The following is a 1473-nucleotide window of genomic DNA, read 5'->3' on the forward strand; positions in this document are numbered from 1 at the left end:
TTGGCAACCATGGTAGGTTTTTCACTAACCTCATGTAGCGAAGAATTTATTGATACCGATTTTGGTAACTCTGAACAGGCTGAAACAATCACAAGTGTTGAAAAATTACAGTCTTTTGTAACCGGAGCTTACGGATCTATGAGAGCTGTTGGATATTATGGAGCTCAGTTTCCGCTTTTTGCAGAAGTCAGAAGTGATGAAATGTTCACCAGAAGAGCAGCAGGATATTTTACTTCTGTAGGAAACTTATCCATGACTTCTACAGACCAGTATACAACAGGACCTTACAATGCAATGTATGGAGTAGTAGCCAAAGCTAATATTGTCATCAACTCACCGGATAACCTTACCTGGTCTCAAACATTGAACCAGGCTACGATTCAGGATAAAGTGAATAAAGTAAAAGGAGAAGCATATGCTATCCGTGCATTAGCATTCTTCGATTTATTAAGACTTTACGGTCAGCAGTATTCGGGAGGAACAAAAGGAGTGGTCATTCCTACCAAATATGATCCTAAGGCTAATATGGCCAGAGCAAGTGTAGCTGAAACCCAGGCTCAGATTGAGGCGGATTTTGATAAGGCATTATCTTTGTTAAGTGGTAATCAGTTTACAGATACGGCTAACAGAACTGAATTGAATGAATATTCAGTAAAAGCATTAATGACCAGATATTACCTTTACAAAGGAAATTATGCTAAAGTTAGACAATATGTTACTGATATTGTGGCTGCAGCGACAGCTGAATCAATCTATAGTGTGGCTCTTAAAGATTCTTATGTAATCAGCTGGACATTAAATAATGCATCTACCAACTCTATGTTTGAGCTTGCTGTAGGGACTGCCAATGCTTATGGTGCTTCAGGGATGAATGCCTATATGAATTTTAAAGGGGCTTATAGAAATATGGGGGTATTAGCAGCTACTTACGGATCATATACTGCTTCGGATGTTAGAAGAGGACCAGGTACTTTTGCTACTGCTTCGGGAATTAGATATATTCTTCACAAATATCCGGATGACAGTGGTGCAGATAACCTTAAGTTAGTAAGATATGAAGAGGTTCTTTTAAATGGTGCTGAAGCTGAGTTACCTTCAAATGGAGGATCACAATCTAAGGCAGATAGTTATTACAATATGGTAGCCACAAACAGAGGCCTTGCACCAGCGGCCACCATAGATATTAATGCTGTGAAGGATGAAAGAAGAAGAGAGCTTCTTGGAGAAGGATTCAGAATGTGGGATTTACTAAGATGGGGACAATCAGTTCCTGTATATGGTTCAGCGGGAACAGGTAATCCTGTAATGTTGAATATCGGAGATACGCGTTTAGCATTCCCTATTCCACAGGCAGAAACCAACGTTTCAGGTACGCTAGTTGCTCCTAACCCTGGTTATGACAACTCACTTTAATAAGTAAAAGCTTCTTCACAGAAGAACACTTATATAAATTTTTAAAAGCAGTAACATGGT

At 39.2% G+C, this 1473-nt stretch carries 1 protein-coding gene; it reads left to right on the forward strand.

Annotated elements, in window-relative coordinates:
• A partial coding sequence (locus AOB46_RS22670; protein ID WP_241489274.1) for a RagB/SusD family nutrient uptake outer membrane protein occupies positions 1-1413 on the forward strand: 1413 nt, incomplete at its 5' end.
• Between the last annotated feature and the right edge of the window lie 60 nt (positions 1414-1473).

Source organism: Chryseobacterium indologenes, from assembly GCF_001295265.1.
GTDB lineage: Bacteria > Bacteroidota > Bacteroidia > Flavobacteriales > Weeksellaceae > Chryseobacterium > Chryseobacterium indologenes_A.